The organism is Streptomyces sp. NBC_00224 (assembly GCF_041435195.1).
Taxonomy (GTDB): Bacteria; Actinomycetota; Actinomycetes; order Streptomycetales; family Streptomycetaceae; genus Streptomyces.
Map to the genome: position 1 here is coordinate 699328 of NZ_CP108106.1, position 24075 is coordinate 723402.

Here is a 24075-nt window from a genome sequence, read left to right on the forward strand (position 1 = left end):
GGGCGGGGAACACAGAGCCCAACAGACCGTCCTGTCGTGATGCGGGGCACCTCGGGGTTCGCGGTACGCCCAGTCATCCGACGTAGAGGGGCGACCGCTCATGCGCCCGCCACGGACTCGGACCGAGACGTTTCACAATGGAGGACTTTTCATGGATAGCAGGCCCTTGACGCTCATGGCGGTGCACGCCCACCCCGACGATGAGGCCACGGGAACAGGAGGTGTCCTCGCGCGGTACGCGGCGGAGGGCATTCGCACGGTCCTCGTGACGTGTACCGACGGCGGTTGCGGCGACGGACCAGGGGGCGTCAAGCCGGGTGACCCCGGACACGACCCGGCAGCCATCGCCTTGATGCGGCGTCAGGAACTGGAGGCCAGCTGCGAAGTCCTGAAGGTCAGTCATCTGGAGATGCTGGACTACGCCGACTCCGGGATGATGGGCTGGCCCACCAATGACGCCCCCGGCTCCTTCTGGCGGACCCCCGTCGAGGAGGGCGCTGCCCGACTCGCGGAACTCTTGCGGCGCTACCAGCCCGATGTGGTCGTCACCTACGACGAGAACGGCTTCTACGGCCACCCCGACCACATTCAGGCCAACCGCATCACGATGGCGGCGCTGACGATGACCGGGCTGACACCGAAGGTGTACTGGACGACGGCGCCCCGCTCGATGATGCAGCGGTTCGGGGAGGTCATGCGCGAGTTCGGTGGGGACGGGCAGGAACCGGATCCCGCTGAGGCCGCCGCGCTGGCCGAGATCGGACTCCCCGACGAGGAGATCACCACCTGGGTGGACACCACCGCGTTCGGCGGCCAGAAGTTCGACGCGCTGGCCGCACACGCCAGCCAGGGCGAGAACATCTTCTTCCTCAAGATGGGCCAGGAGAGGTTCACCGAGTTGATGGGCGTCGAGACCTTCGTACGCGTCCAGGACACCACCGGCGCGGCCGTGCCCGAGAACGACCTCTTCGCCGGACTGCACTGAACCGCCCGCCCACTGCAGATTAGAGAACTCGTCGCCCGCGCGGTTCGATCCCGCGCAACCAGCCCGCGCAACCGCCCCGTTCGGCGGCAATGCTGACCGGGTTCAGCTGACAAGGAGGGCAGTGCGGGACGGCCCGAACCAGACATCGTGGTTCGGGCCGTCCCGCGCGTACGGGCAAGAACGCGGCGGCCTCGGCGATGAGACTCCGGCAGGTGACTGAACCTCGCCGACGCCTTCCCCCCTCAGGCGAGCTTCTTCACCTGCGCATCGATCACAGCCTTCGGCTGCTCCGCCGTGCCGGCGAGGCTCTGGGCGTAGAAGGTGGCGAGCGTGGAGCCCTTGCGGACGGCCACCAGATGGGCCGTGCCCGTCTCGCCGTCCAGGTCCGCGGTCAGGGTGAAGGCAACCGCCTCGTCACCGGCGGTGTAGGAGGCCGGGGCAACCTTGGTGAAGGAGGTCTTGTCGCCTCCGGCGATCAGGGCGAAACCGCCCGCGCAGTCCGTGCCCGCCTTCTTGAGGGCTGCCAGGGCATCGGCCGCGCCCCGGCCGTTGTAGGAGGCCACGGTGTCGGCAGTGACCGTGGCGCCCAGGGCGTTGAGGCCGGCCTTCGCCTTCTCCTCGGCCGAAGCGTTCGCGCCCGGCCCCTTGGGCACGGCGACGACCTTGCGGGTCGCGGTCGCGCCGGGGGTACCGGCGCCGCGCAGCGCCATCACGTCGACCAGTGGCGTGCACGCGGCCTTGTCAGTGGTGACGGTCTTGGCCGTGGCGAGGTCCGCCTCGGTGGCCTTGGCGACCTTGTGGTCCTTCAGGTCGGCCTCGGCCAGCACGAGGTTGTCCACCTCGGCCTGGGACAGGGCCTTGGCGGCCGGGGCCGCGGGCGCGCTCCCCGAGGTCTTGCCCTTCGGCTCGTCCTTGGCCGCCGTCCCGTCCGAGCCACAGGCGCTGACGAGCAGAGCCAGCGAGAGCGTGGAGACGGCGAAAGCGGTACGGCGGACAGTGGTGCGGCGCATGACTGAATCAGCTCTCTCTGGATCGGCGGACGACGTCTCCGCGCACGGCCCACTGTGCCGTGGACCTGCAGAAACGTCGTGTGCAGATCAATTTATGCGCCGTCACATCAGGCAAGGCGGCCCCGGCGACGCAGCGCCCCGATCGTGATGACGGCGCAACCTCACCTGCATGCGATTGAGATTGAGATCCGTACAACCTTCCCGTCTGCTGCCGCGGGCACCGCGTAAAGAGGGGTTCGAAGCGGATGATGGCGCGGAGGCTGTCGGCCTTCTTGGTCAGGCGTGGCGCGCGCGGCCAGGGCTGAGCCTCCTACCGCCGGAGCCCGTACTGCCTTGTTCCCTACCGGCGTTACGGGAAGGGCGTGACCGGTACCCGTACGACCACCGGGACCGTTTCCGTGTGGCCGTTGGCGTCCAGGGCGTCCGTCAGAAACGTCTGGGTGGTGGCGGTGAAGCGGCAGCCGATGACGGCGATGGCGCACACCCGGTAGCGGACGACCACCGGCGCGCTGCCACCCGCCGGGATCGCACCCACCGTCTGCGGCACCGGACCGAGCCGGGTGATCCCGGAGCCCGTGGGCAGGGCGTCGACCAGCCTGACACCGAAGGCGTCGCCGGCGCCGGTGTTGCGGATGCGGTACTCCACGCTCAGCGTGCGCGTGAGGTAGTTGCCGAGCCCGCCCCAAAAGGCGCGCTGGGTGACGGCGACCTGCGGCTGGAGGAGCGTGACGTTCCCCGTGAGGTTCAAGGTCCACTGCCTGCCGGTGCCCGGGGTGACATCGGAGGTCACCGTGAAGGATCCGCCGCCCGAGGCACCGCGGTACGCGTTCGCCGGGGCGGCGTCCGGCACGACGGTCCAGGTGCCGCTGCCGCTCACCCTGGTCCCGTCGTACGACAGGGTGGGCGAAGTGCAGTCACCCGCGGTCAGGGCCAGGGCCAGCGTCCCGCGCGCGTTGGTCAGAGCGACCCGGGCTTCGCTGCCCGGGAGCGCGGCCTGAGCGCCGCCGACGCGGAAGGGCAGGTCCACGCTCAATTGGGAAGCGAGCGAGGAGAAGACGCCGGGGGTGAGCGCAGTGCCGCCGGTCAGCTGCCGGGTCGCGTCGAGCGGTCCCGAGGGGCAGCCCGGGGCGCTCGTCACGACACCCGCCGCGCTGGAGCCGCTCACGGTCACCGCGTCCGGCGCGCGGCGCGCCACCGCCTCCCGGCCCACCGCCCCTGCCGGGGCCGCCGCCGACGCCGACGCCAGCCACATCAGAAGCGCTATCAAAACGACCACCGCCCGCCGGACTGCGGAACGGGCACGCGGTGCGGTCATACCTCTCATCGGCATCCCTTCTGACAGCTCGACAGCCGACGACCCCGCAGCCTATGCACCCAAAACGGACCAAACTCGGAATACGCGCCCCGCATACGAGTGACAGACCCCGCCCCGACCACCCACGTGGTCACGTCATCGGATTCCGCACCGGGCGTGGCGTGCCTTGACTACTGCGGCGGTCGCTTCATCGGCGGCGTCGGTTGCGGCCTTCGCGTGGGATGCGGCCTGGGTGGCTGCCCGGTCCCCACCGTCGGCAAGTCGGCCGCTACACCCCAGGCGGCCACGTCACCATCACCCTGGGCGCCGCCATTGCGCCGGGCGTCAAGAAGGCCGGTACGCCTACCGCGTGGCGAGTTCGCGTACCGTCGCCATGTCGCTGAACGGCAGCAGTTCCTCGTTGACGATCTGGTAGGGCTCGCTGCCTTTGCCAGCGATCAGGATGACGTCGCCGTGCCCTGCGGCGGACAGGGCGAAGGAGATGGCGCGGCGGCGGTCGGCGAACCGCTCGAAAGTGGTGCCGCTCGCGAGCAGGCCCGGGACGATCTGATCCATGATCGCCCGGGGGTCTTCGTTCCGGGGATTGTCCGAAGTGAGAACGCACAGATCGGAGTAGGCGCCGGCGATCTCCCCCATCGGGGCGCGCTTGGTGACGTCCCGGTCCCCGCCGCAGCCGAAGACCGTGACGACCCGGCCAGAGGCGAAGCCGCGGATGGTGGTCAGCACCTTCTCCAGTGAGTCCGGGGAGTGCGCATAGTCCACGATGACGGACGTGCCGTCCGGGGTCTCGTAGCGTTCGAACCTTCCCGGGATCGGGGGTATCTGCTCAAGTGCGGCGACCAGTCCGGCCAGATCGTGCCCGAGGAGGTGGCAGGCCGCGACGGTGGCCAGGGCGTTGGAGACGGAGAACCGTCCAGGCAGGGGGATCGCCGCCGGATACTTGTGGCCGGCGTGGTGCAGGGTGAAGCGGGTGCCGACGGCGTCCATGGTGAGGTCGGTCGCCCGGTAGTCCGCCTCCGCGTCGATGCCGTACGCGACGACCGCGCCGGGCATCATCGCCCCGATGCGGGCTCCGACCGGGTCGTCGGCGTTGACCACCGCACGCCGGCACAGTCCCTGGAACAGGCGCAGTTTGGCATCCCGGTAGTTCTCCATCGTGCCGTGGTCGTCCAGGTGATCCTGCGTCAGGTTGGTGAACACCCCTACGTCGATGAACGAGTGGTCGAGGCGGTGGGTCAGCAGGCCCATCGACGTGGCTTCGAGTGCCACGGTTTCGACACCGCGGTCGCGCATGCACCCGAGCAGATACTGGAAGTCCGGCGACTCCGGTGTGGTCAGTACCGACCTCGGCATCGGGATCAGTTCGTCGCCGATCCGGCTGCCGCCCGTCCCGATGACCCCCACCCTGGCGTGCTCGGCGATCCTCAGCACCGACCCCACCATGGAGGAAACGGACGTCTTCCCGTTGGTGCCCGTGACGGCCACCATCTTCATCTGCCTGCCTGGCTCCCCGTGGTAGCGGGAGGCGACGACCGCGGCCGCCTTGCGCGTGTCCGCGACGGCTACGACGCATACATCAGCTGCCGACGCCCAGGTCGCGACCGGACGTTGCGCCGTCGCGGAGTCGATGAGTATCGCCACCGCGCCGCGTGCGAGAGCCGGTCCGACGGACTCGGGGCCGCCCTCGCGATGACCGGGTACCGCGATGAACAGGGATCCCGGAGAGACGCGGTGGGCGTCGAAGCAGGTGCCTCCGGTGATCCTCGTCTCCGGATCGCCCTCGATGACTTCATGGTCGTACCCGGCGAGCAGCTCGCTCAACTTCACAAGGGTCCTCTCAAGGATGCACCGGCTGCCGGTCGTCCGGCGGTCGGCGCGCAGGCGGCGCCCGCCAGGGCACCAAAGGATGACAAAGCAGGAGATTCTGGCGAGGACCGTCGCCGTGCGGTTACCGAGATGGGGAGGGGCGGCCGCGCAGAAAATCTTCCGCCTGCAGGGGCGGAATGATCTGGGAAATGTCGAGAATTGCCCGGAATCGCTAGCCGTGGCCGTGCAACGCGCGACAGTAGATCGCCGACGCGTTCACCGGGTCGGCGGCCGTCGCGCACGCGGCGGACGGGCACAGGGCATGAGTGGCCTGGAGCAGGCACTCCCTCACTGCGCATGTGCGACCCATGTGTGGAGTGTACGTCCAGCTGTGGCGGCGATCACCCACCGTTCGTGCGGACATCTGCATTACTGCTGCCGCGCTGCCTCCGCCACCCGGGCCGCGAGGAACGCCGTGCGGTGGCGCAGCCGGAATCCCAGCGACTCGTACAGCCGGATGGCGTTGGTGTTGCGTGCGGGAGGTGTGCGGGAAGGGCCAGCCTCTCGTCGCGGGCACGGATGCCGGGGCCCCCGCCCGGACCAGGCGGGCGGCCAGACCCTGCCCGCGCAAGGCCGCGCGGCAAGCTGGAACCGCTGCGCACGAAGCTGACCAAACTCCCCGACCGTGTCTGGCCGCACAAGCGGCCAGACGGGCGGTTCACCGCACGCCCGGTGGTTTCGACTGGCCCCCGCGGTCGAGCCGTCACTCCGTCATGTGTCAGCCGGTGGCAGGGAGTTCGCGCCCGGTGAGTTTCCCGTCGGGGGTGAGGGTGAAGGCGGTGGGGTCCATGCTCGTGGTGCCGTGGGCGTCCTCGCCGTACGCCTTGAGCGTGATCGACTCGGCCTTGCCCATGTGGATCTCCGCCTCGGCGGCGTGCGCCCATGTGTTGACGCGGATGTGCGCCGACCAGTGCAGCACCTCTTCGGACCGCCAGCCGCTCCACCTCCCTTCGGGCAGGAGGCCCGTCACCGGGCCCTGCCGGACGGTAAAGGCGCCGGTGGCCAGCAACACGGCGGCCAGGATGAGGCAGACCGCCGTCATGCGGGACGGGCGGTGCAGGACGGGCACGGAGGGCTCCTGTCGGTCGGTCCACGGTGGCCGGCTCTCGTCGCACCAGCCGGAGGGAGAGACGGCAGTGGGAGGGCAAGCGTTCCCGATTGGCGGCGTGGCCCCGGTCGCGGCCGGAGTCGGCCGGGCCCCGAGCCTGGGCTTCGGACCGGTGCCGACATCCCCTCCATGCCACCGCTTCCGCAGTGACATCCCCGATGTGCGGCCCACTGACAACCGGTGCCCAACCTGCCCCGCCCGGGCAGGGCGAGGCTGTCGAGCCGACCCACGCGGTGGACCTGGCAGAGGGGTGGGCGGCAGGGAGTCGGACGCTGCCATGTCCCCCGGCGGTCGCGGCCTCGCTCAGTTGGCTTGAGTACCCCCTCGGGCAGCAGTGACGCGCGACGGCGGGGGATCAACGGCCGTCTCCCCCACTAGGGATTCCCCTGATCCAGTTTGCCCCTCGCGTCGTCGATGCTGATCTCACCAGTCGTCGCAGCCGGTCAACACACATGAACGGAATGCCCGTCCGCGCCGATGGATCACAGAGAAATCGGAAAGGTCGACAGCCGCGTGCGTGCATTCCTCCGCGCTACCTCAGCTGCGTTCATCTCATCCGTCCTTATCGGCTCACTCAGCTCATCCCCCTCCACGCCCCCGAACTCCACGCCGCATTACTGCTGCTGCATCCACGCGGCGATCTCTGAGCCTCGCGGCGGCGTCTCCAACTCCTCGGATCATGGGAGCGGTTGTCCCCAGGAGCACAGCAGTGGTCGTGTGGTCATCTGGTTGCAACTCCCCTGAGCACATGGAGTCTCTTGACCAGCTCAGATAACTGCCAAGGCCCCCTCTCGTTCCGGTCTCCACTACGCTCCACCCCAAGGCAGGCCGCATGCCCGGGCCCGGTTCCCGGCGTGCCGGTCGATCCGTCGAAGCGGTTGCGACAGACGGGGCAGGGTCGTGGCAAGGGACGAGCGAATCGACGTTCCACTGGTCGGCAGGGAGACCGAGCTCCAGCAGCTGCGCAACTTTCTGGCAACGGCAACGACCAAGCGAAGCGGCGTTCTGGTCCTGCAGGGCGAGCCGGGAATCGGGAAGTCTTCCCTATTGGCAGCGACGGCACAACTGACCCCCGCGCTGGCCACACTGACCGCGAGCTGTGTGGAGAGCGAGGCGGAACTGGCCTTCTCCGCGCTGAGTGGACTTCTGCTGCCGATCGCCCGCTTGATGCCCCGATTACGGGCGCCCCAGCGCCGCGCGCTCGCCCTCGCACTCGCCTTGTCCGAACCCGGCTCAAATGAGGCCGCCCCCAACAGCATCGCGATCGGGCTGGGCACCCTCGGCCTCCTCGCGGAGGCCGCACCAGTGGTCGTTCTCCTCGATGACATTCAGTGGATGGACGAAGCGTCGGCTGCGGCACTTGCCTTCGCCGGTCGGCGGCTGTTCGGAGAGGGAATCGCCGTGGTCATGAGCGTTCGTTCAGGGATCCACTGCCCGATGGACCTCACCGGGCACCACGTAATGGAATTGGCTGCCCTAGGGCCCGAACCCGCCCGGGAACTCGCCAGTCGTGTGCGCGGTAGCCCCGTCAGCGTGGATGAGTTCGAGCGGTTGATGCGCCATACCGGGGGAAACCCACTCGCTCTGGTGGAACTCAGCAGGTCCGGGCTGTCAGCCTTCGGCCCAGGCCAGACCGAACTCCCCCTGCCTCTGCCGCAGGCCTTGGCCATCGCCTACCGACGACGTCTGGCGCCGCTCTCCGCAGCCACCAGGGCGACGCTGCTGGTCTGTGCCAGCAGCTACACCGGAGATCTCGCCGAAATAGCCGCAGCTGTGGGACGTGCAGGGTTGGCCGACCTGGAGCCGGCGGAGTCCGCAGAGCTCGTCGCCATAGGCCATGGCCGCGTGGAGTTCTCCCATCCCTTGGTCCGTGCTGCCGTCTACCACTCGGCATCACCGGCCCAGAGGCGCACAGCCCATGCGCTCCTCGCTCGGACCCAACCTGGGCATGGCTCGTCCGGCATGGACCAACAAGCCTGGCATTTGGCCGCCGCAGCGCTCGGGACCGACGAGGACGTGGCCGCGGCTCTCACCGAGGCTGCCGAGCGGGCGTGCCGACGCGGTGCCCTTGGAACCGCACGGTCCACCTATGTACGAGCGGCGTGGCTGACCCCGTTCCCCGAATCGCGCGGGCGTCGGTTGGTGGCAGCCGCTACCTGCGCTCAACTCGCAGGCTTCCCGGACCAAGCCCTTCCTCTGCTGTCACAGGCACGAAGTGTCACGGCCGATCCCCAGCTGATCGGCGAGATCGAACAGCTGCACAATCAGATCAGGCTGACTCGTGCCGCGCCTCGGCTCGCCTTCGTCCAGATGACCGAGGATGCCGCTCGTCTGCGCAACGAGGCGCCACTGGCCGCTGCCCACTTACTGGCGACGGCGGCAGGGGTCGCGGCGATGGGCGGGACCGTGGCGCAAGCACTGGCCGCAGCGGAGGACGGCCATAGCCTCGCCTGCGCCTCGACAGGCTCAGGCACCCTTGCAACGACGGCGCTGCGTATCCACACGCTGTTGTTGGCCGGACAGGTCCAGACGGCTTCCGACCTCTTGGATCCCGCGCTTGATCAGCTCTTGTCCTCTGACCCGCTCGTTCACGGGGCGGAGGTGTTCGGCTATGCGTGCCTGGATCTCCTGTGGCTGGGCCGCTACGCTCCCGCCCGCCGCCTGGTCGAGCACGGACTGAGGTGCGTCAGAGCGGCCAATGCGGTGGAACGCCTGCCGGTCCTCACCTCCGTACTGGCTGACCTGGAGTTCCGGCAAGGCCGATGGAACGCTGCCTACGCAGCAGCGGCAGAGTGCATGTCGCTCTCCGAGGAACTGGGCCAGCCTGTGCTCGCCGGCTACGCGGCCAGCACGCTAGCCCAGATCGAGGCGGTGCAAGGGCAGCGGCAACGTTGTGAAGAGTACGCGGCGCGCGCACTGTTCCTGCTCGAGTCGAGCGGCTACGACCTGGTCGCGCCCTACGCCCACCTCGCTCTGGCTCAGTTGGAGCTGACTCTGGGGGAATACGCCGTAGCTGCCGCTCAGTTCACCGCGCTGAGCGAACGCACGGAGGAACTGGGCGTGCGCAATCCGGCTGTATTTCCCATGTGCGCAGACCTGGTAGAAACCTGCTTGCGTGCGAACCGGCCGCAGGAGGCCAGATCCGCGCTGGCAGCCCTTGCCGACAGAGTGGACTCGTCATCACCGGACACCGTGCGGGCCTCGCTGGCTCGGTGTCAGGGTCTGCTGGCCAGGGATGTGGAGGATGCGGAGGAGCACTTCACAGCAGCTCTGGCTCTTTACGGAGCGCACAACCCCGATCCGTACGGACTGGCACGGACCCGGCTCGCCTTCGGTCAGCGGTTACGCCGTGCACGCCGTCGAGCGCTTGCGCAAACACACCTCCAAGCCGCCGGGGCCCTTTTCCGGCAGCTTGGAGCCACGCCCTGGGTCCAACACGTGGAAAGGGAACTACGTGTCGCCGAAGGCCGCAGGAGGCAGACGGATTCACATGTCGAACTCACTGTGCAAGAGGCCCAGGTGGCGAGACTGGTCGCCCGAGGAGCCACCAATCAGGAGACCGCGGACGCACTATTCCTGTCGAGCAAGACCATCGAGTATCACCTGGGAAACATCTACTCCAAGTTGGGACTCCGCTCACGCGTGGAGCTCGCCCGCCGCCTCGCCGACACCGTATCGGATGAAACAGGCACCTGATGCGACTGGGCCGGCTGGGGGCGTAGCCGTACCCGAGGACGAAGGGGCAACACCCTCCTGCGGCTGAAGGGCGGGGGCCACGCCCCGTCCGCTTTCCCACCCGTAGACTCCAGCAGCACGTGCCACCGGTCCCGAGTTCTGTGCACGGTATCGATGCGCACCTGCAACTCATCGAGCAGCTGATCCAGACTCAGCCGCGACCACGGCTGCACTCCCGTCCCGCCCGACCCCACCCATCGGTGCCTGCCTGCGGAACGCCAAAGCCCGACGTCCACCACGCGTCAGCGTGAGGTGGGAAGAGGCTCCGTGTGCTGTCTCCACCCGGAGAGTGTCTGCGCAGCTGACAGGTCCATCCGTGTCGTTCTTCTCGGCAGAGGCCGGAACTGCGGGATCGGACCGCAGTTCCAGCATGCCTGGGCTTACTCCGAGGGCTCTACCTCATCATCCACCTCGTCCTCGTCGCCCATCTGGTCAGTGTCGGACCAGTCCGCGGACGGGACCCAACCAGGGCCACCTGGCCTGATCGAGAAGGGCGGCGTGTTGGGACGGGAGCCGAAGGCCGTCGAAATCACCCATCGTGCCAAACGGTTCACTGGGTCATCCTCTCGGGAAGACCCCTCGGGCCCTGACGATGCCGGAGCCCCACCGGGAGATCACGTCCCCCAGCGCAATGGAGGGGGACCCCGGCCTAGGTGCGTGCCGGGACCCAGATGTAGATCACCAATGGCCGGGGGCTGCCCGGCAGCGACGAAGTCCAAAGGGGAAGCACCGGGGGCCGCACCCCGAGCGCGCTCCATGCCACGTACAGAAACCCAGAGAAGTAGATGCCAAGGGCGCGGAGCGCCGCTGGCAGCCGTCCGTGCCGCTGCCGCTCCTGGAAGGAGGCCGACAGCGGATCTTCAAACAACGACGCGAAGACATCCTTGTACCGAGCCCACGCCTCGCGATGCCATGCGGCAAAGTCCGCGAAGCTCGAAGGGCAGTCTTCGAGAGGGGCGAAGCGAGGAGGGCGGCTCATCCTTGGTCCCCTCCGGTCGCCTGTCGTGGTGAAGCGGAACGCTAGCAAGCTCACCGAGTGCAGCCAAACCAACCGGGAACGACACGAACGACCCCTCACATAAACGAGAGTTGACGCATTCGACCAAGTCGCATGTCGCCGTCTGCGGCGCGGTCCGGCATGGGGGGGTCGATGAGCGGCACCGTCAACGGGTCGGGGTCGGCTTTGGGTAGACCCAGACACTCTCCCGAACCACGGCGACGTCTCCAGTGGCGTCGGCGAGGCGGGCAGCGGCATCGAACGCGCGGGAGTGAATGCGATCGATCTCCGTCGGTACGGGCCAGGACCGGGTGGTGGTCGGATGGGTCGAGGTCGGCAAACTGCCCGACCGCCCAGCCGGTTTCGGCCCGTTCGACTCTGCTGGCCAATTCACAGGAGGACCTGAGTCGATATCGACGACCCGGGTCATGGAGCTGCCGGCTCAGGCATCGAACGGGGCGACGGGTGCCATTGGCGGGGCGGCCGGAGCCGAGGCGTCGCGGCTGGTGCGGAGCGGCTGGAGTCCTCACCCGAAGGCCGCACGGCCCTCGATCCGGCGAGCGAGGGCCCGGGCGAGATGCAAAAACAGGTCGCCGCCGCCCTCGGCGCGGGCCCCCAGTTCACCCAGCGACTGGAGCAGCCGAGGGCGGGCCGTTGGGCGGATCCCGCCCACTGGGGAGAGTGCAGTGGGCTCGGCGGACGGGCTGTGCTCCGGGTCGGCGTGTACCGGCAGGGAGGGACGGGATCCGGCCTCGCTCCTACGGCGGTTGTGAGGTACGGCCGGGGCCGGTGCTCTGAACTGAGTCCGCCGGCCCCGGGTGCATCAGCGCAGCAGTGCTATGCGCGCGTGAACCATCGCTGGTCCGGGTGGTAGTGGCAGTCCCACAGGACGAGCGGGGTCCCGTTGGCGGTACTGCCATTGTTGGCCAAACCCACGCACTTGTTCTGGCCCGCTCCGGAGGCGAGGGCGAAGGTGCCATCCCCCAGATCCTGCATGCGCCACCACTGATCGGGGTGGAGGTGGCAGTCCCACAGGACCAGACGTGTTCCGTTGGCGGTGCTGCCGTTGTTGGCCAGCCCGACGCACTTGCCGTTCGGATAGCCGGACGCGTAGCTGCGCAGGGAGACGCCGTCGTCACCCTTGTACCACCACTGATCGGGGTGGAGATGGCAGTCCCACAGGACGAGCTGGGTTCCGTTGGCGGTGCTGCCGTTGTTGGCCAGTCCCACGCACTTGTTTCCGTCCGGGCTGGCCACGCTCCGTAAGCTGGAGATGCCGGGGGCCTGCGTCCCTGCTGACGGTGCTGCCGTGGCCGTTGTACCGGTCAGAGTCAGTGCAGCGGTCGCAGCCGCCGCGATCGCGAGCCCGAGCCGATGGGTCGTACGAACGTTCATCCGTAGTCCTTCCTCACGGGTGGCTCTCAGACAATGCTCAACTCTGGTCTTCGCGCCCGGCGGTGTACATCCCCTGAATAAGGGGGTGCCGCCGGGCGCCCGTCACCGGCCGCGTTTTCAGTCAGCCGGGCGATCAGGGTGTCCAGACATCCGGAGTGATGACGAGGGACTGTCGACGGTCACGCAATTGCATGACCGTGTGAACGTCTTCACGCTGCACCGCGAACTGCTAGCCGAGACCTTCTCCGTAACGGCCAGATGGTCCGCGCCGCACCGGTTCAACCGGGCGCGCGCAGCCGTTTGGGCGCTCACACCCCGCTGAGACGCGAGTACCCGCTGGGTGAACCCGCCAGCCCCGCCCCGCTTGATGCGGTCGCGGGGCGGGGCTGGATCGGAAGGTGTGATCAGGAGACGCGCTTGAGGGTCCAGGCGTTGTTGTTGAAGCCGGAGTTCGGGAAGGCGACGCACGAGCCGCTGTAGTACGAGGCGGTCTGGACCCAGCCGGTCGGGTAGTACGCGGACCCGCAGGCCTGGACGACGGTGCCTACGGGCAGGCCGGTGAGCTGCTTGATCTGCTTGATGTTCGGGGCGAAGTTCTGGCCGCCGCAGCTGTTGCTGTAGCCCCAGTTGACGTCGACGTAGCCTGCCGGGGTGGCGCTGCTCGCGCAGGTGGTCGTCACGTCGCCGGGAGCCGCCTGGGCGGGCGCGGCCGTGAGGGCGAACACCGCAGCAGCACCGGCGAGAGCGATCGTGGTGGTACGCAGGCGAGACATAGTGGGCTCCTTGGATCCGAAACAGCCAACGCGATATGACGTCCCGTTTCTACGGCCTGGCCACAAACCACAACAGTCGTTTTCCGGTCTACAAGATCACGCCATCTCCCCGAAATGCACACGCGATCACCACATCTACCCCCTCCACACTGAAGGCGACCTCCTTGGACGCGAGCTCAGCCAGGGAGCACACCTCGTCATCCCAGCGCATCGCCGTGCAAAGTGATCGCGGCGCCCTTGATACGGAGCAGTCCGAGGCGTTCACGGCCCCGCCAGGCGAACTTCGCGATGGCAATCTTGCGGCAGCGCCGAAGGGACCGACACAGGAGGAGGTAGGGCTTGGTCGATCTCACACACCTTGCGGGCGCACACCCGGCGAGACCCTTGGGATTCCCCGTCGGCGGCCAGTTGGTGGGGGGATCTGGCCGCCGACGGTTACGGTGCGTCCCTCCATAGGGAGGGAGTTGCCGACCGACCGACCCACCCACTCACCCACCGGCCCGGTCAGTGCTTTCGGTTCCGTGCGAGGAAGTCGCCGATGAGCTTCACCCACTCCTGCGGGCGCTCCGCAAATGGCAGGTGTCCGGTCGGGAGTTCGGCGATCTCAGCGGTGGGGACGGCGGCGGCGAGCTCCCGCTGGAGGCTCGGCGAGATGAGCGGGTCGCCGGTGGTGACGACAATGAGCGTCGGTACCGCGATGGCGGCGAGGTCGCCGCGGACATCGGCCCTTCGGACGAGGTCGACCTGGTCTCCGGTGCCGACGGGGATGGCGGGCGCGAGCTGCTCGGCGGCGGTGTGGACCTGGGCCGGGGTGAGGGAGTTCAGGACCGGTTCGCTCAGCGCCATCAGGTTCAGGTATTGGGCGAGCACGGTGTGCTGACCGGATTCGAACAGCTGGTGCCAGATGGAGGCGGCGAGGGAGGTGCGCGTGTCGGCGTACGCGAACGTCGCACTCAGCACGAGTGAGCTGACCCGCTCAGGGTGACGCGCGGCGAGGCGGATCGCGACGGGGCCGCCGAGCGAATACCCGCTGACCGCAAAGGTATCGAGCCCTTCGGCGTCGGCCGCCGCCACCAGCTGTTCCACAAGCTCGTCGATTTCCAGCGACCCCTGGGCCTTCGGGGTAGCGCCGGAGCCGGGGTAGTCGACCCCAACGACGGTGTGCTGTGCGGCGAGCTCCTCCATGATCGGTCCGTAGTTGGCTTCGATGCCGCCGCCCGCCCCATGGGCGAGGAGGAGGCCGGGGCCGGCACCGCGGACGGTGCGGGCGAAGGCGGCGGGTGTGGTCGTGGTCATCGGAGTTGCCTCTCGTGGGTCGACTGGCCGCCACTTATCTTTAGCGGTCGCTAAAGCTGAGCGGTGGACCGACCCTAACAGAACTTCCTTAGCGATCGCTATGGACTGGCGGTAGGCTGTGGTCATGAGCAGCGGACAAACCCCGACCAAGGCCGCCCCCAGGCGGAGCCGACGCGCCTTCGACCGCGACCAGGCCTTGGCCGCCGCCTTGCGGGAGTTCTGGATCCACGGTTACGAGACGACGTCGGTCGCCTCGCTCACCGAGGCGATGGGGATCAAACCGCCGAGCCTGTACGCCGCCTTCGGCGACAAGCGACAGCTGTTCGACGAAGCCGTGCAGCTCTACGTCCATACGTACGGAGCCCCGCTGCCACAAGGCCCGGAAGCCCGATCGGACATCGCCGCGATGCTGCGGCACCTCGCCGCCGACTACACCGACCCAGGTCACCCGCCCGGCTGCCTCATCATCACGGCGGCGACCAACTGCGGCCCCGGCTCGCAGGACGTGAAGGCCAAGCTGCGCGAAATGCGCGAGGAAACCAAGACCTCGATCGCCGCCCGCATCCGCGCCGACATCGACGCGGGACTGCTACCCGCGCACGTGGACGCCGACGGACTGGCGGCCTTCTACGCGGCGGTCATCCAGGGGATGAACCAGCAGGCATGCGACGGGGCGGGGCGGGAGGCACTGGATCGCGTGGTCGACGCGGCGATGGCTGCGTGGCCGCAGACGCCAGGCAGCCCGGCGCCGGCGTCGCCGTCCGCACCCTGCTGACGGCCACCTGCTCACATCCACTGGCCGCGCCTGACGTAAACGTAGAGTGCCGCCCCAACTGGCCGTACGTGGGGAACTCCGAGGGTCAAGCCACATTTTCGTGCCGGGTGCTCTCCAGCCTGCGGCTGTGGGGTCCGTTCCTCGGGCTGATACCTCAGCTGAAGGAATGGCGGACAGGCCGTGCGGCTAAGGTGGCGCCTCATGAGTGATCACACCAGCCAGCCTGGATCAGTAGGCATCCGCCTCCGCATACGTGTGGTTGGCGGCCTGCTGGCGTGTTCAGCGTCCCTGCTGGGCGGCTGCACGACCAGTGACGATCAGTCAGGCAAGTCGGCGGGGACCCCGCACTCGTCGTCAACCGCGTCTGCCACGCCCTCACCCTCGCCGACAAAGACGTGGAGCTCCCCGGCGTTCCCCGGTCCCACGGCGCGCGCGATCATGGGCAAGATCGCCACACGATGGGGAATGGAGGTCCACCGGTCGGGCCGCTACGGTCAGGGACCGATGGAGGCGAAGCGCGTCCTCCCAGAAGGGTTCACCTTCTGGGTGCGGATGAACGGCGACGACGACGGCCGAGCGCGTCGCGCCGAGTGCATGGCCCTGAACTCGATGTCCGAGAAGGTCGCAGCCACCCTGACGGAGTGCGCGGACATCGCATTGGACGGAAAGGCGACCACTCGGCACAAGGAGTGGATCTCCGCACAACTGGCCATCGCCGACAAGCCGGATGGCCCGCGGGAGTCCACCGACACCCTCACCGAGAACGGCTTCACCATGCGCCTTGTCGCACGGGACACCGGGACCATTCTGACCATCACCCGCGCTGCATAGCCGCCCCCCAAGCCCTGGGGGCAGTCAGGGCCTGCTGCTCCGCAAAGCCGTGTCCCTGGGGCCGTCGCTGCTCGGCCGCCAGATGGCAGCGGCACAGGGGACGCAAGCAGCGCGCACTCGTCCCGGAAGGCGGACACCTCGTCCGCCTTGATCCGCCTTGATCCGCATTGATCGCCCGTTTATACGCCATTGATTGCCGCTGCCTACGTTCCGGTGGTCGCGGCGGTGAAGTGCCGTCGCGCGGACGCCACAAGGAGGCGGATCGATGCGAGGCAACATGGCGCTGCTCGCCACGGGAGCGGTGGTCCTCAGCACGGCGCTGCTCGGTACGGCGGGGCAGGGCACGAGCGCGAACGCGGAGCCGCGTGAGAAAAGGGCCGTCACGGTCGACGAGGTCGTCGCCAAGGACACGCTGAGCCAGATGAACCGGCAGCGGCCGCTGGTGGCCGCCGCCGACAAGATCAGATGGCAGCTGGAGCGCGGCAGTTACGCCGGCTTCGCCGGGATCGGACTGGAGCAGGACCGGGTCGCCCTGTGGTGGAAGGGCGAGATACCCGTCAAGGTCCAGCGCACGATCGAGGAGGCACGGCGCACGGCCCCGGTGCGCGTGGCGGACGCGCGCTACTCACTGAACGAGCTCAGGTCCGCCTCCGAGCGGCTGCAGGCGCAGTTGCGCAAACAACCCGGCCTGGGGCACACGGTGAAGATCCCGACGGACGGCAGCGGGCTCGTCCTCGCTACCGAGGGGACGAAACGCGCCGGGGCCGCTGCCTCACCCGCGCCTGGCGCCCTGGCTGATACTGCGGGCGTTCCGGTGCGTACGGTCGAGGAGGCACCGCTCAAGGAGCGCTCACGCGACAACGACTCCTTCCCGTGGTCGGGCGGTGCACTCCTGAAGAACAACGGCGCGCCCAACTGCACGTCGGGTTTCGGGGTGCGCAACAGCAGCGGCGCACAGTACATCCTCACTGCGGAGCACTGCGGGAAGGCAGGTGACCGGTACACCAACGGGGCGGACGCCTACATCGGTTCACCCGGGCCCGCCAACGACCCGCACGACATCATGCTGATCCCGACCTCCGATGTGGACAATTTCATGTACACCGGCGGGCGGGGCGACGAGCGCGGCGTCCGGGTCGAGGGCTGGGACTGGGTGTACCCCGGCGAGTTCCTGTGCCAGTCGGGCGCCACGAGTGCGGGGGCGACCGGCGGCCCCGTCTGCAACCTGAAGGTGCTCTACTTCTACAACGACTCCGAGGACCTGGTGGAGGCCGAGCAGACGAACGGCCAGGAGGCCGCGCGCGGCGGCGACAGCGGCGGCCCGGTGTACTCGGCCGCGGCGAACGGTGGCGCGATCGCCAAGGGCACGGTAACCCGCTCGTTGGGTGCCCGCCTCGCCTTCCAGGATTTCGGCACGGCCTGGCGGGACTTCGGCGTCTGGATCGACAAGTAGGGACGTGACAAGAGCGGGACGAGCGAGATCGACTTGATCCCCTGCCCGGGGAGAAGGCGTGGCCCCGGGGCCGCGTCTTCTCCCCGGGGCCCTTCAGGTTGGGCATACCGCGGTTCGGAGCCGGGGAACCGGGTCCGAACCGCGGGTACCTCCGATTGAAGTCCGGTTGAAGTCCGGTTGAATGGGGGCGTGGCGCACGAAGTGGGGTTCGACGAAGACGACTTGCGTGCCCGGGCAGGGACCCGTTCCTTCCAGCGGGCGCTGGGCTATCTGGACGCGGTGGCCGGCCTGGAGGTCGGGGAGAGCTGGATCACCGCCAGGGTGCAGGGCACCGACGTCTACGAGGTCGAGCTCACCCTGGACGGCGGCAGCGCAGTCCTCGGGGACTGCTCCTGCCCGTACGGGCAGGAGGGCCACTTCTGCAAGCACTGTGTGGCGGTGGGAATGACAGTGCTGCGGCAGGCGGAGGCGATCCCGCGGCAGCGGGCCGCCGCCGCAGCCAGGGCCGACGCGCTCGAAGCGTGGCTGCGGGCGCTGTCCCGCGAGGAGTTGCTGACACTGCTGCGGGAACAGCTCACCGACGACCGGGAGTTGCGCCGCCGCCTGGAGCTGCGGGCCACGGCGGCCGGCTCCGACCTCGGCACCATCCGCGACCGCGTCCTCGCCCTGCTCGATCCCCGCCCCTTCGCGCGGTACGGCTACGTCGAGTACGCCGACGCGCACGCCTAAGCCCGGCAGGCCCAGGAGGCGGTGGCCGCGCTGCACACGCTGACGGCGAACGGCCGGCCGGCGGACGCCGCGGCACTGGCCCGGGAGACGATCGAGACGCTCTGCCGGACATACGAGGAGATCGACGACTCCGACGGCGCCGTCGCAGAGGTCGCCTCCAGGCTCACCGAGGCCCACCTGCAGGCGTGCCGCGCGGCGCGGCCCGATCCGGACGACCTGGCCCAATGGCTGGTCGGCCACCTCCTCGGGCACCTGGGCGACGCCATGGACATCGATGTGTACGACTACCGCGGGGTGCTCGGGGAGGCGGGGCTCGCCCGGGTGCGGCGCCTTGCGACCGAGGCACGGCGGCGCAAGCCGTCCGGTTGGGCGGAGAAGTACCTGTTGGAGCGGTTGGTCAAGGCGGAGGGCGATGTGGACGCCCTGGTCGCCGTGCGCCGCGACCGCTTCCTCGCGCACCACTCGCTCGATGCTTACCAGCGACTGCGGACCGCGGCCAAGGCCGCCGGCTGCTGGGACCACGAACGCGAAACTGCCCTCGAAGCGCTGCGCGAGGACGCCCGACGGCAGCGGCGCGGCGGGTACGGCGGCCCGGTGCTGATCGACGCCCTGGTCGACGACGGCGACCTGGACGCCGCCTGGCGGGCCGCGCACGACGGCGCCGACGCGGGGCAGTGGCTCACCCTCGCCGACCGATCGGCCGACACACACCCCGCCGACGCCCTCGCCGTCTACCTGCGTCTGGTCGAACCGCTGAAGAAGACCACCGGTGACCGCGCCTACCAGCAGATGGCCCGGCTGCTGCTCGGCGCCCGCGCCTGCCACAGGACGCTGGGCACCGAGCAGGAGTTCACCGAGTATCTCGGCGCCCTGCGGACGGATCAAAAACGCAAGCGCAACCTGATGAAGATCCTTGACCAGCACGGACTGTGACGATGGGGCACCTCTTCTCCGTCGGCCACCCCAGGCACGGTCCACCGCGACGCGCCGACCGGATCAGGCCGAGGCGGATGCGGGCATCTCGTTGGTCTCCTCGATGTGGTCGAGGGTCAGCCGGGGGATCCGACGCGGGCCACCTGCTGGTCGGCCAGCGCGCGCTGGGCGCGGAAGTTCTCGCGGTAGGCGTCGTGCACCGCCGCGTCGTCGTACTTGAGGAGCGCCTCGTCGTTCGTCGTCAACGCGCTCTTCGTGTACGGGTGGCTGCCAGTGAAGACAATCTTCTGGTCGGCGTTGCCGAGGTAGGTCCCGTCGATCAGAAGGTACTTGGAGTGCGTGGCTGTCGCGTTCCGCGTCGTCGGGTCGCCGTCGCCGTCGTCCGCGTCGTCCAGGCGGTGCAGGGCGATCCCGCCGAACCTGGTCGGCTTGGACAGCTGGTCGGCGATCGCCGTACCGGCCCCTTCGACGTCGAGGTAGCGGTAGACGATGTCGACGTAACAGCCCGCGTCGTCGAGCTCCCACAGCTTCTTCGCGACCTCGGGCCGGGTGATCTGGTGCATCGCGACCCTGACGACGGTGCGGCCGTCCTCGGTGCCGTGGCCCGGAGAGTTTCCGTAGCAGGCGGGCTGCCCGTTCACCGGGTTGTCGACGGTGTTGAGGATGTTGAGGATCGGGTCGGAGGCGGCCCGGGGGAAGAAGTACGCCTTCGCGTTGCCCGCCGGATACTCCGTCGGGTAGTCGGCGACCTGCGCCTTCGTCCCGGCCTGGGCAGCCGCGAGGTCGTTGAAGTAGCCGGTGTACGCGGCGTACAGCGCGGTGTTGCCGGCCACGGTCAGCGCGTCGTTGAAAGCGTGCTGCCGGTCCCACGGGGTCTGGTTGGCGGACGTCTGCACGACCACGTTGTCCACCGGGACCGTGCCCGTGCCACTGCCGGTGGTGCGGGAGAAGAGCACGAACTTGTTGTGGTTGACGCCGTGGAAGGAGTCGCCCGGGTTCGGGTCCTTGGCGAGGCACGCCTGGTTCTCCGCGCAGACCCGCACCCATGAAGTGCCGGACCCCGTAGCGGGCTTGAGGCCTTCGACGAGCTTCGGGTACGTGACCTTGCCCGCCCAGTGCAGCAGGCTCTCGTTGTCCAGGACGACCTGGACGTTCACGCCGCGCTGGTGCGCCGCGGTCAGCCGGGCCGCGAGGTAGTCCGAGCCGAGCACGTACATCGACATCTTGATGTCCGAGCCCCTCTGGGCCCCGTCGACGAGCCGGGCTATGTGGCCGAACACCGCGTCCTGGGCGGCCGTGTCCCCCGTCGGGTTGTTGAACACCGCGCCGGTGGTGACGAGCGGCACCGGATCGGCAACGGCAGGGGCGGGAGCGGCCGCGAACAGGGCGGGCACTCCCAGCGCCAGGGCGAGCAGAGATCGGGGCGTCTTCATGCCGCACACTTTATACAGCCGTATACCCGGGGCTCGGGGCACCCCTACCTCGCCGGGAACAGCAGATCCAGACCAGTCTTGTGGTGCCCTTGTCCGCAGCAGTGCCGGGAAGCGGTAAAGCCGGACGTCTGCCAGGTGGGCCGCACGGGCCGGTGCCGGCGGACGTCCGGTGACCGCTCACTCGGCTTCGATGGCGAGGCGGTCGGTGGACGGCAGCCGAATGGGCATCTCATCCCCGTACCAGGCATATTCGATACCCGACAGGTACCCGTCGGCGACGCCAGGGATACCGGGGCGCGCCGCCGCGATGCGCGCCTTCCTCTCCGGCCGATCCCCCGGAACGGGCTCAGACGCGGCGCCTGGCCGCGGCCAGGGCATCCTTGACCTCGCGCCCCACGCGGGCTGCATCCTCAGGGTTGTTCACCACATCGGTGTGGTTCATGTCGACGACGAGGACGTCGCTGGCCGAGTAGTGCTGGTGCACCCAGTCGTCGTAGCCGGACCACAGGGTGCGGTAGTACTCGACGAGAGTGTCGTCCTGCTCGAAGTCGCGGCCCCGCAGCCCGATGCGGTGCAGTACCGTCTGGAAGTCCGCCTTGAGGTAGACCATGAGATCGGGTGCCTTGCGGTACGGCAGGCCGTCGATCTCGCGCATCATCTCGGCGAGCAGCCCCTCGTACACCTGCATCTCAAGGGAGCTGATCCGGCCCAGATCGTGATTGACCTTGGCGAAATACCAGTCCTCGTAGATGGACCGGTCCAGGACATTGTCACCCTGCTTGTACGCCTCCTTGATCGAGGCGAACCGCGTCTGCAGGAAGTACAGCTGAAGCAGGAAGGGGTAGCGCTTCGCCTGGATCTCCTCGGGGCTCGCCGTGTAGAACAGCGGAAGGATCGGATTGTCTTCCACGCTCTCGTAGAAGACCGTGCTGCCCAGCTCCTTCGCGAGCATTTCGGCAACGCTCGTCTTACCGATCCCGATCATGCCTCCGACGCAGATCACTGCCATACCTCACTTCTCCCCGGGGGTCATCTGTGTGCGGGCGGGCGGCCCACATCGCTGAGACGCAGGCCGGCGGGGTCACTCAACTCCCCTACGGCCTTCGTGCTCAGCATCATGTGGTCCTCGTCCAGGCCAAGGCCCCGACGCAGGCCGGAGTCCTCGACCGGCCGGACCGGCCGTTGCGCAGGTGCCCCGTTACCGCGAAGCGCCCACCCTCCCGCGGCCACCCTGAAGGATAAACGGCCACTCGCCCCGTACCGGCCAGAGCACCGCCTCCCACCCCGGGCACCCGTTCCGGCAGAGTCTCGCGGGCTCCGCCGCGGCCATGATCGCCTCAGTCCGTCGTCGGTGTCTGCGGTTGGTCGCCGAGGGAGATCAGCAGGGTGCGGAGGTGCTGCACGAGTTGTTTGCGCTCGGTGGGAGCCAGGCCGCCGAGGAGGCGTTCCTCGTTGGCCAAGTGGTGTTCTACGAGGTCCTCGGTGGCGCGGATGCCTGCGTCCGTCAAGGAGATGAGGACGCGGCGCCGGTGGGTGGGGTCGAGCTCGCGGTCGACGAGGCCCTTGTCGACGAGCCGGTCGATGCGGTTCGTGAGCGCCGCCGAGCTGACCATCGCGGCCGTGCTGAGCTCTCCCGCGCTGACGGTGTACGGCTGGCCCGAGCGGTAGAGCGTCGCGAGGACGTCAAACTCCCACGGCTCGACGCCGTACTGCGCGAAGTGCTCTTTGAGGGCCCGCTCAAGCAGGCGGGAAGCACGTGACAGGCGGCCGATCACGGCCATCGGCGAGCAGTCGAGGTCGGGCCGGACCTGCTGCCACTGCCGGATGATCGCGTCCACGCCGTCGCCCGGTGGGGTTGCCGCCATGTGTCCTCCCTTGTGGGGTCCTGCCTCGCCGGGCCGGCCGTCGATCCGACTTCGCCACGAGCCTAACACTTCGACGTCGAAGTTTTTGACATCGCGGCAGCCTCGTGTCTAATATTTCGACATCGAAGTTTTCGACCGACGCTCAACCAGGGTGCTCGGCTTCCGCGAAAGGTGATTCCCGTGAAGGTCCTTCTCATCGGCGCCTCCGGCTACATCGGCTCCGCCGTCTCCGCGCATCTGGCCGACGCCGGTCACCAGGTGGTCGCGCTGGTACGTGACGCCCACCGCCCGGACGCCGGACACGAGCAGCGCGTCGGAGACCTGGCCGACCCCGCCTCACTCACCCGCGCAGTCACCTCCGACATCGACGCCGTCGTCAACCTCGCGCCCCCGACCGGCGACGCCGCGGTGGACGCCGCAGCGATCACCGCGCTCACCGACCCGCTGCGCGGCACCGGGCGCGCGTTCGTGTACGCGAGCGGCGTATGGGTCCTCGGCGCCACTGGCCCGGACGCCGCCGACGAGAACGCCCCGGTCAACCCGCTGCCGATCGTCGGATACCGTCCGGCAATCGAGCGCCAGGTGCTCGACACCGCCGAAGCCGGCGTGCGGGCAACGGTGATCCGCCCCGGCATCGTGCACGGAAACGGCGGCGGCATACCCGCGCTGCTCGTCGACCTCGCTCGCAAGCACGGGACCCCGAGGTATGTCGGCGAGGAGGCCGTGCACTGGCCGATGGTGCACGTCGACGACCTGGCCGACCTGTTCGTCGCCACCGTCGAGAAGGCGCCCGCCGGCAGCCTGTGGCATGGTGTCGCCGAATCCGCGGTCCTGGTACGCGACCTCGCGGCAGCGGCCGGAGCGGCGGCCGGGGTCGGCGGCGAGCCGCAGTCGTGGCCTCTGGAGGACGCCCGCGCGGAGCTCGGCACACCGTTCGCCGACGCGCTCGCCCTCGACCAGACCGTCAGCGGAGATGCGGCGCGCGAAGGCCTCGGCTGGCTGCCGCGGCGCGCGGGAGCGGTCGCCGACGTAAGCGAACTCTCGTACCCGCAGGTGGACACGAACGGCATCGAGGTGTTCGGTGCGGCGGACGGGCAGCAGGCCGACGTCGAGGCCATCGTCCGCTTCGTGGCGGGCGTCCAGTACGCGCAGCGGAACGAGCTCGTCGACGCGTTCATGAGCAACTTCCGCAAGCAGCACCCGGTGTGGACGACCGCGCACGGCAAGCGGCTGTCGGGCTGGGACGAGATCGACGACTTCACGCGCCAGGTACTGCCCGGCGCGATGAAGCAGTCGACGGCCACCTACGAGGTCGTGCGGATCCTGTTCGTCCGCCCGGACGTCGCCGCGGTCAACGTCCGCCAGCGGCCGGTCACCCTCGACGGACAGCCCATCGAGGACCAGCCGGAAGGCCGCCCGATGTACGTCCTCGCCAAGGAAAACGGCCGCTGGCGGATCGCGGCCGCGCAGAACACCCAGGTCTTCTCCGGCTGACGCGCCGGACGCCCGCCCGTCGCGGCCCGGCTCCGATGGCATCCCCACCGGAGTCGGGCCTCGCTCATCGGGTCCAGAAGGT

Annotated in this window: 18 protein-coding genes and 1 pseudogene; 8 read left to right on the top strand and 11 right to left on the bottom strand. The window is 68.9% G+C overall.

All coding sequences use genetic code 11. From position 1 onward, the window contains the following. Positions 1-151 precede the first annotated feature (151 nt). Positions 152-985, top strand: coding sequence for a PIG-L family deacetylase (locus tag OG965_RS03295; protein ID WP_371648919.1), 834 nt, complete (start codon positions 152-154; stop codon positions 983-985). A 242-nt stretch (positions 986-1227) separates the two neighbouring features. Here OG965_RS03295 and OG965_RS03300 read toward each other — a convergent pair whose 3' ends face one another. From OG965_RS03300 to OG965_RS03320, 5 genes and pseudogenes are all read right to left on the bottom strand, one after another. Continuing rightward, entirely contained in the window at positions 1228-1995 is a 768-nt protein-coding gene (locus tag OG965_RS03300) for a hypothetical protein (protein WP_371648921.1), read from the bottom strand. A gap of 349 nt (positions 1996-2344) precedes the next feature. Further along, complete coding sequence (locus tag OG965_RS03305; RefSeq protein WP_371648923.1) at positions 2345-3310, bottom strand: hypothetical protein; 966 nt, start codon at positions 3308-3310, stop codon at positions 2345-2347. Positions 3311-3652: 342 nt separating this feature from the next. Further along, positions 3653-5137 carry a UDP-N-acetylmuramoyl-L-alanyl-D-glutamate--2,6-diaminopimelate ligase gene (locus OG965_RS03310; RefSeq protein WP_371648925.1) on the bottom strand — a complete coding sequence of 495 codons (1485 nt, stop codon included), beginning with the start codon at positions 5135-5137 and terminating at the stop codon, positions 3653-3655. A gap of 408 nt (positions 5138-5545) precedes the next feature. Next, a pseudogene (locus tag OG965_RS03315) lies at positions 5546-5750 on the bottom strand (GNAT family N-acetyltransferase); the annotation flags it as partial. A 144-nt stretch (positions 5751-5894) separates the two neighbouring features. Further along, on the bottom strand, positions 5895-6245 hold the full coding sequence (locus OG965_RS03320; RefSeq protein WP_371648927.1) for a hypothetical protein: 351 nt from the start codon (positions 6243-6245) through the stop codon (positions 5895-5897). Between the two features lie 939 nt (positions 6246-7184). Between OG965_RS03320 and OG965_RS03325 the strand changes: the two genes are divergently transcribed. Next, on the top strand, positions 7185-9980 hold the full coding sequence (locus tag OG965_RS03325; protein ID WP_371648929.1) for an AAA family ATPase: 2796 nt from the start codon (positions 7185-7187) through the stop codon (positions 9978-9980). 1873 nt (positions 9981-11853) lie between these two features. Here OG965_RS03325 and OG965_RS03330 read toward each other — a convergent pair. The 3 genes from OG965_RS03330 to OG965_RS03340 form a co-directional block, all read right to left on the bottom strand. Beyond that, positions 11854-12411 carry an RICIN domain-containing protein gene (locus OG965_RS03330; protein WP_371648930.1) on the bottom strand — a complete coding sequence of 186 codons (558 nt, stop codon included), beginning with the start codon at positions 12409-12411 and terminating at the stop codon, positions 11854-11856. A 404-nt stretch (positions 12412-12815) separates the two neighbouring features. After that, the gene (locus tag OG965_RS03335) at positions 12816-13184 is read right to left on the bottom strand and encodes a hypothetical protein (protein WP_371648932.1); all 369 of its coding nucleotides are present in this window, start codon (positions 13182-13184) and stop codon (positions 12816-12818) included. A 504-nt stretch (positions 13185-13688) separates the two neighbouring features. Then, on the bottom strand, positions 13689-14480 hold the full coding sequence (locus OG965_RS03340) for an alpha/beta fold hydrolase (protein ID WP_371648934.1): 792 nt from the start codon (positions 14478-14480) through the stop codon (positions 13689-13691). Between the two features lie 124 nt (positions 14481-14604). Here OG965_RS03340 and OG965_RS03345 point away from each other — a divergent pair, with 124 nt between their 5' ends. The 5 genes from OG965_RS03345 (at position 14605) to OG965_RS03365 (ending at position 19201) form a co-directional block, all read left to right on the top strand. Then, complete coding sequence (locus tag OG965_RS03345; protein WP_371648936.1) at positions 14605-15255, top strand: TetR/AcrR family transcriptional regulator; 651 nt, start codon at positions 14605-14607, stop codon at positions 15253-15255. A 438-nt stretch (positions 15256-15693) separates the two neighbouring features. Continuing rightward, positions 15694-16086, top strand: coding sequence for a hypothetical protein (locus OG965_RS03350; protein WP_371648938.1), 393 nt, complete (start codon positions 15694-15696; stop codon positions 16084-16086). Between the two features lie 265 nt (positions 16087-16351). After that, positions 16352-17539, top strand: a complete 1188-nt coding sequence (locus OG965_RS03355; RefSeq protein ID WP_371648940.1) for a hypothetical protein — start codon at positions 16352-16354, stop codon at positions 17537-17539. Positions 17540-17728: 189 nt separating this feature from the next. Then, positions 17729-18268: an SWIM zinc finger domain-containing protein gene (locus OG965_RS03360; RefSeq protein WP_371648942.1), complete on the top strand. Its 540-nt coding sequence runs from the start codon at positions 17729-17731 to the stop codon at positions 18266-18268. Between the two features lie 21 nt (positions 18269-18289). Then, positions 18290-19201 carry a hypothetical protein gene (locus tag OG965_RS03365; protein WP_371648944.1) on the top strand — a complete coding sequence of 304 codons (912 nt, stop codon included), beginning with the start codon at positions 18290-18292 and terminating at the stop codon, positions 19199-19201. 116 nt (positions 19202-19317) lie between these two features. On the opposite strand, the gene OG965_RS03370 is transcribed toward OG965_RS03365, so the two are convergent. The 3 genes from OG965_RS03370 to OG965_RS03380 all read right to left on the bottom strand — a co-directional run bounded on the left by OG965_RS03370 (position 19318) and on the right by OG965_RS03380 (position 22499). Continuing rightward, a complete protein-coding gene (locus OG965_RS03370; protein ID WP_371648946.1) occupies positions 19318-20634 on the bottom strand; it encodes a phospholipase D-like domain-containing protein in 1317 nt (438 codons plus the stop codon). A gap of 346 nt (positions 20635-20980) precedes the next feature. Then, positions 20981-21643 (bottom strand): deoxynucleoside kinase, encoded by a 663-nt coding sequence (locus OG965_RS03375; protein ID WP_371648947.1) that lies wholly within the window; start codon positions 21641-21643, stop codon positions 20981-20983. Positions 21644-21971: 328 nt separating this feature from the next. Then, entirely contained in the window at positions 21972-22499 is a 528-nt protein-coding gene (locus OG965_RS03380; RefSeq protein ID WP_371648948.1) for a MarR family winged helix-turn-helix transcriptional regulator, read from the bottom strand. Positions 22500-22679: 180 nt separating this feature from the next. Between OG965_RS03380 and OG965_RS03385 the strand changes: the two genes are divergently transcribed. Further along, positions 22680-23993 carry an SgcJ/EcaC family oxidoreductase gene (locus OG965_RS03385; protein WP_371648950.1) on the top strand — a complete coding sequence of 438 codons (1314 nt, stop codon included), beginning with the start codon at positions 22680-22682 and terminating at the stop codon, positions 23991-23993. The last annotated feature ends 82 nt before the right edge of the window (positions 23994-24075 follow it).

Coding starts and splice junctions, on each gene's coding strand:
- OG965_RS03380 (WP_371648948.1), bottom strand. CDS start 22,499: ATGGCGGCAACCCCACCGGGCGACGGCGTGGACGCGATCATCCGGCAG.
- OG965_RS03370 (WP_371648946.1), bottom strand. CDS start 20,634: ATGAAGACGCCCCGATCTCTGCTCGCCCTGGCGCTGGGAGTGCCCGCC.
- OG965_RS03340 (WP_371648934.1), bottom strand. CDS start 14,480: ATGACCACGACCACACCCGCCGCCTTCGCCCGCACCGTCCGCGGTGCC.
- OG965_RS03345 (WP_371648936.1), top strand. CDS start 14,605: ATGAGCAGCGGACAAACCCCGACCAAGGCCGCCCCCAGGCGGAGCCGA.
- OG965_RS03375 (WP_371648947.1), bottom strand. CDS start 21,643: ATGGCAGTGATCTGCGTCGGAGGCATGATCGGGATCGGTAAGACGAGC.
- OG965_RS03295 (WP_371648919.1), top strand. CDS start 152: ATGGATAGCAGGCCCTTGACGCTCATGGCGGTGCACGCCCACCCCGAC.
- OG965_RS03300 (WP_371648921.1), bottom strand. CDS start 1,995: ATGCGCCGCACCACTGTCCGCCGTACCGCTTTCGCCGTCTCCACGCTC.
- OG965_RS03330 (WP_371648930.1), bottom strand. CDS start 12,411: ATGAACGTTCGTACGACCCATCGGCTCGGGCTCGCGATCGCGGCGGCT.
- OG965_RS03335 (WP_371648932.1), bottom strand. CDS start 13,184: ATGTCTCGCCTGCGTACCACCACGATCGCTCTCGCCGGTGCTGCTGCG.
- OG965_RS03350 (WP_371648938.1), top strand. CDS start 15,694: ATGGGCAAGATCGCCACACGATGGGGAATGGAGGTCCACCGGTCGGGC.
- OG965_RS03305 (WP_371648923.1), bottom strand. CDS start 3,310: ATGACCGCACCGCGTGCCCGTTCCGCAGTCCGGCGGGCGGTGGTCGTT.
- OG965_RS03355 (WP_371648940.1), top strand. CDS start 16,352: ATGCGAGGCAACATGGCGCTGCTCGCCACGGGAGCGGTGGTCCTCAGC.